This is a genomic window from Microbacterium sp. (assembly GCF_030149085.1).
Classification (GTDB): domain Bacteria; phylum Actinomycetota; class Actinomycetes; order Actinomycetales; family Microbacteriaceae; genus Microbacterium.
Genome location: NZ_JASBSF010000273.1, coordinates 1 through 4,957, shown reverse-complemented (window position 1 = coordinate 4,957; position 4,957 = coordinate 1). Strand labels below are relative to the sequence as shown.

General features: G+C 66.9%; 4 protein-coding genes. All 4 read right to left on the bottom strand.

Features of this window, described 5'->3' with window-relative positions; translation table 11 throughout:
• The coding region (locus Q1V87_RS11030) for an HAD-IC family P-type ATPase (RefSeq protein WP_300592619.1) at positions 1 to 1,069 on the bottom strand (1,069 nt) is incomplete at its 3' end.
• 217 nt (positions 1,070 to 1,286) lie between these two features.
• Complete coding sequence (locus Q1V87_RS11025; protein WP_228179438.1) at positions 1,287 to 3,560, bottom strand: cation-translocating P-type ATPase; 2,274 nt, start codon at positions 3,558 to 3,560, stop codon at positions 1,287 to 1,289.
• Complete coding sequence (locus Q1V87_RS11020) at positions 3,557 to 3,886, bottom strand: cation transporter (protein WP_228179439.1); 330 nt, start codon at positions 3,884 to 3,886, stop codon at positions 3,557 to 3,559. The genes Q1V87_RS11025 and Q1V87_RS11020 overlap by 4 nt, the downstream gene beginning before the upstream one ends.
• A 32-nt stretch (positions 3,887 to 3,918) precedes the next feature.
• A complete protein-coding gene (locus Q1V87_RS11015; protein WP_228179440.1) occupies positions 3,919 to 4,200 on the bottom strand; it encodes a metal-sensitive transcriptional regulator in 282 nt (93 codons plus the stop codon).
• Between the last annotated feature and the right edge of the window lie 757 nt (positions 4,201 to 4,957).

The window sequence follows — 4,957 nt, the reverse complement described above, 5'->3', positions numbered from 1 at the left end:
TGCCGGTCTTGTCGAACAACACCGTGTTCACGGTGCGCATACTCTCCAACGCCAGACGGTCCTTGATCAACACCCCGCCCCGGGCAGCGCGCTCGGTGGCGATGGACACCACCAGCGGGATCGCCAGACCCAGGGCGTGCGGGCAGGCGATCACCAGAACCGTGATAGTGCGAATCACCGCGTCATCGGGGAGCCCGACTACCGTCCACACGACCGCGGTGATGGCCGCGGCGATCAGCGCGAACCAGAACAGCCACCCGGCGGCACGGTCGGCGAGACGCTGCGCTTTCGAGGACGAGTTCTGCGCCTCGGTAACCAGGCGTTGGATGCCGGCGAGGGCAGTGTCCTCCCCCACCGCGCTGATCTCGACACGGATTCCGGAGTCGGTGGCGACGGTGCCGGCCACGACCGCGTCCCCATCGCTGCGGCGGACCGGCTTGGATTCGCCGGTGATCATCGACTCGTCCATGCTCGCCGAACCCTGCACCACCCGACCGTCAGCCGGAACCCGCCCACCAGGGCGGACCACTACAACGTCACCGACCTGCAGATCCGCGGGCGCGACGGTGACAGTGGTGTCCCCGTCGACCTTCTCCGCCTCGTCGGGGAGGAGCGCGGCGAGGGAGTCCAGTGCCGAGGTGGTCTGCGCGAGCGACCGCATCTCGATCCAGTGCCCAAGGAGCATGATGACGATCAGCAGCGCCAGCTCCCACCAGAAGTCCAGCTCGTGATCCAGCAGCCCGAGACTCGCCCCCCCTGACGCGACGAACGCGACGGTGATCGCCAGCCCGATCAGCAGCATCATGCCGGGCTTACGGGCACGCAGTTCGCTGACCGCGCCGGTCAGGAACGGGGCACCACCCCACACATACATGACGGTGCCGAGAACCGGGGAGATCCACCCCACCAACGCTGCGTCGGGGAGGGAATAGCCGAGCACCATCGAGAACATGCCCGAGAACGCCACCACCGGGACGGCGAGGATCAGGTTGATCCAGAACAATCGACGGAACCGTGCGACATGGTCCGCGCCGTGCCCGGCATGCCCACCATGAGCACCGTGCTGCATCCCCGCGTGCGCGTCGACGTGTCCCTCATCAGGGCTGTTCTGCGTGGTGTGGTGTGCGTGCGGGTTGTCGACGGTGTCGGATTCGGCGACGGTCTCGCGCAGCTCCTGCGCAGTGTCATCACCGCCGGCGCCGGTAGCCGTGGGGTGGTGGTGTGCATGGTGATCGTGCTGGCTCATGATGAGCGTCCTTCCACTGTTCACATCCAGCAGATGCAGGTCAGACCCGGGCGGAAACGCGGGCCGGTTCAGGGGTAGCGGTCGTCGAGCTCGCCGGGATGGTGCGGAACCCGCGCAGGCGCAGACTGTTCGTGACGACGAACACCGAGGACAAGGCCATCGCGGCCGCGGCAACCAGCGGGTTCAGCAACCCGGCCATCGCGACCGGGATCGCGGCGACGTTGTACGCGAACGCCCAAAACAGGTTGCCCTTGATCGTCCCCAGGGTGCGGCGTGCCAACCGGATCGCGTCAGCGACGACCAGCAGGTCACCCGAGACCACGGTGATATCGCTCGCAGCGATCGCGGCATCCGTTCCCCCGCCCATCGCGAGACCGAGGTCAGCGGCAGCGAGAGCAGCGGCGTCGTTGACCCCGTCACCGACCATCGCCACCACACGCCCGTCGCCCTGTAGCTGGCGGACCACGTCGAGCTTCCCGGCCGGGGTTACCCCGGCGTGCACCTGGTCGATGCCGACCTGTCGAGCGATCTCCCGTGCAGCGCCATCGTTGTCGCCGGTGAGCAGCACCGGTGTCATACCCAACGCCCGGAACCGGGCGACCGCCTCCGCGCTGGTGGGTTTGACTGTGTCGGCGACCGCGATGATGCCCAGGTGGGTGCCGTCACGACCGATGGCGACGACGGTCGCTCCCGCGGTTTGCAGCTCGTCGGCGTCGTGCTGCAGCTGCGCGGTGGGGTGAATGCTCCACTGCTCCTGCAGCCAAGACGGACGGCCGGCGACGACGAGAGAGCCTGCGACGATGCCCTGCACCCCGAACCCGGCGTGAGAGTCGAACGTCTCCGCCGGCGGGACGGGGACGCTTCCGGCGACGATCGCGCGGGCAACAGGATGCTCCGACCCGAACTCCACCGCCGCGGCCGCGGCCAGCAGCTGCTCCCGGGTGACTCCGGGTGCGGGGTGGACGGCTGTGACGGCCATGGTTCCCGTGGTGACGGTGCCGGTCTTGTCCAGCACGATCGTGTCGACCGTGCGGGTTTGCTCCAGTACCTGCGGTCCCCGGATGAGGATTCCCATCTGAGAGCCGCGACCGGTGCCCACCAACAGAGCGGTCGGCGTGGCCAGCCCGAGCGCGCACGGGCACGCGATGATGAGCGTCGCGATCGCGGCGGTGAACGCCAGCTCCACAGACCCGCCGACCAGCAGCCAGCCCGCGAACGCGGCGATAGCCAGCATCATCACGATGGGCACGAAGATCCCGGACACCCGGTCCGCGAGACGCTGCACGCGGGCTTTGCCGGTCTGCGCCTCCTCCATCAGCCGCCGCATCCGCGACAGTTCGGTGTCCACGCCCACGCGGGTGATCTCCACCGTAAGCCGGCCGCCGACGTTGACCGTCGCACCCACCACACGGGAACCCGCACCGACCTCAACCGGGGCCGATTCGCCCGTGAGCATGCTCGCATCAATCGCCGAGGACCCGTCGACGACGAGTCCATCGGAGGGGATCTTCTCCCCCGGCCGCACCAGAACGGCATCCCCCACCATCAGCTGGCTGACCGGGACTCGCTGTTCCACACCATCGACGAGCTTGACGGCGTCTTTCGCTCCCAGCTCCAGCAAAGCGCGCAGCGCCTCAGAGGACGACTTGCGGGCGCGGGCCTCGGCGTACCGGCCCGCGAGGATGAACACCGTCACCAACGCGGCGACCTCGAGGTAGATCTCATGCCCGCCCGCCCGCGGGGTGCCGATGAGAGTAAACGTCATCGTCATCCCGGGCATACCGGCGCCACCAAAGAACAGGGCATACAGCGACCAGCCGAACGCGGCAATCACCCCGACGCTAATGAGCGTGTCCATCGTGGCGGCACCGTGACGGGCGTTAACCGCCGCAGCACGGTGAAACGGCCACGCGCCCCACACCGCCACCGGGGCGGTGAGGGTGAGCGCCAGCCACTGCCAGAACTCGAACTGCAGCGCGGGAATCATCGACAGCACCGCGACCGGCACCGACAAAGCGGCGCTGATCAGCAGACGCTGCCGCAGCGAAACCAGATCGCGGTCCACCGGCGCACCGGGTTCACCCGCAGCCTCGACGACCGTCGGCGCAGGAAGCGCCGCTTGGTAGCCGGCGGATTCGACCGCCGCGATCAATGTGGCCGAATCGACGTCCTCACCGCGCACGCGAGCCTTCTCGGTGGCGTAGTTGACGGTCGCTTCCACACCGGGCAGCTTGTTGAGCTTCCGCTCGATTCGCGTCGCACACGACGCGCAGGTCATCCCGGCGATGTCGAGCTCGACATCGACCATGCTCATGACGGGCTGCCGGCCACGGCGTAGCCAGCCTCCTCCACCGCCGCCTCCACGGCAGCAGCAGGGATCGCCGTCGAGCTGCGGATCGTCACCCGCGACGCGCCGCCCGCGTTCAGGTCCACCGACACACCCTCGACCCCGTCGATCGCGGACAACTCCTCGGTGACGCTCGACACGCAGTGCGAGCAGGTCATCCCCGTCACCAGCACGTCAGCCGTCACGGCCGCCGTGGCCGCATCCGCGGTCTCGGGGGTTGATGCGGTCGCGCAGCAGGCGCAACCAGCGCCGGTGTCCTTCAAGCCCAGGTCGTTGCGGTTCTCGGTGTTCATCATCGTCTCCTCGTCGTGAGTGGGCAGGTGGGTCAGGAACGGACCAGACGGGCGATCGCCTCGTTGGCTTCGCGGATCTTCTCGTCCGCAACGGCACCACCCTCGGCGCTGGCTTCGGCAACACAGTGCGAAAGATGGTCACCCAACAAAGACAGCGCGACGGACTCAAGGGCCTTCGTGGCCGCCGAGACCTGCGTGAGGATGTCGATGCAGTACTTGTCCTCCTCGACCATCCGCGCGATCCCACGAACCTGACCCTCCACGCGACGCAGCCGCTTCAGAAGGTCATCCTTGCTCGCCGTGTAACCATTCATGGCAAGTACCATACCCCCCTACCGTATGTAGAGCAAGCGATTCGATTCACGGACTCACCCAGAAACCTTCAGTGACTTGGGGGACGGAGATCGCCGGGCAAATGCGGTGAAGCGACAGCAGGCAGCACCGCACGGATTGGTCAGTGGCCCTTGGTGCTGCTTGCCGCCATCAATCTCCGCGGAGGACGAGGATGCGCGACTGACCAAAGTTTGCTCATCGCCGAAATGTCCGAATGGACACACCGTGGACACTTCATCTGCGAAATGGACAAGTTCAAGAAAGACCTACACCTATTGTAGGAACCGCTCAGAGATGTCCATTACAGTCGCGCCATTGCGCAGGCTGACTCGGCAAGATGTCCACGGCGGCGGAGCCTCAGCGCCCAACGACTTGTCCATCCAGCGCCTCGGTCGCGCGGCGTGGATCAAGTGCGGGCCGGCACACGCGGCTGCTACGGGGCGAACAGAAAGTCCCACCCTGTCCTGATGGGCTTAGCGATCGCCCGGTATCTGGCCTTCAGCCACCACCGGCCCTTGCGAAGCGCTACACGCACGACCCCCGATTTGTGGTTCGAGTCCATCTCCCTCTCGCGCCACATGTACTCCGCGTCGAGTCGGGGTCTGTCCGATAAACGGTGTGTGGGATCCGGCGGTTTTCATTCGTGAGTGGTTTTCTCGAACCGTCCGGCGAAGGTGATCGCGAACGCGTTCAGCGCGGGCTTCCACCTCATCACCCAGCGTGCCCTTCCGCCGCCAG

Bases quoted from the DNA above. Each gene is read 5' to 3' on its own strand.
- Q1V87_RS11025 (WP_228179438.1), bottom strand. From the start codon at position 3,560: ATGAGCATGGTCGATGTCGAGCTCGACATCGCCGGGATGACCTGCGCG.
- Q1V87_RS11020 (WP_228179439.1), bottom strand. From the start codon at position 3,886: ATGAACACCGAGAACCGCAACGACCTGGGCTTGAAGGACACCGGCGCT.
- Q1V87_RS11015 (WP_228179440.1), bottom strand. From the start codon at position 4,200: ATGAATGGTTACACGGCGAGCAAGGATGACCTTCTGAAGCGGCTGCGT.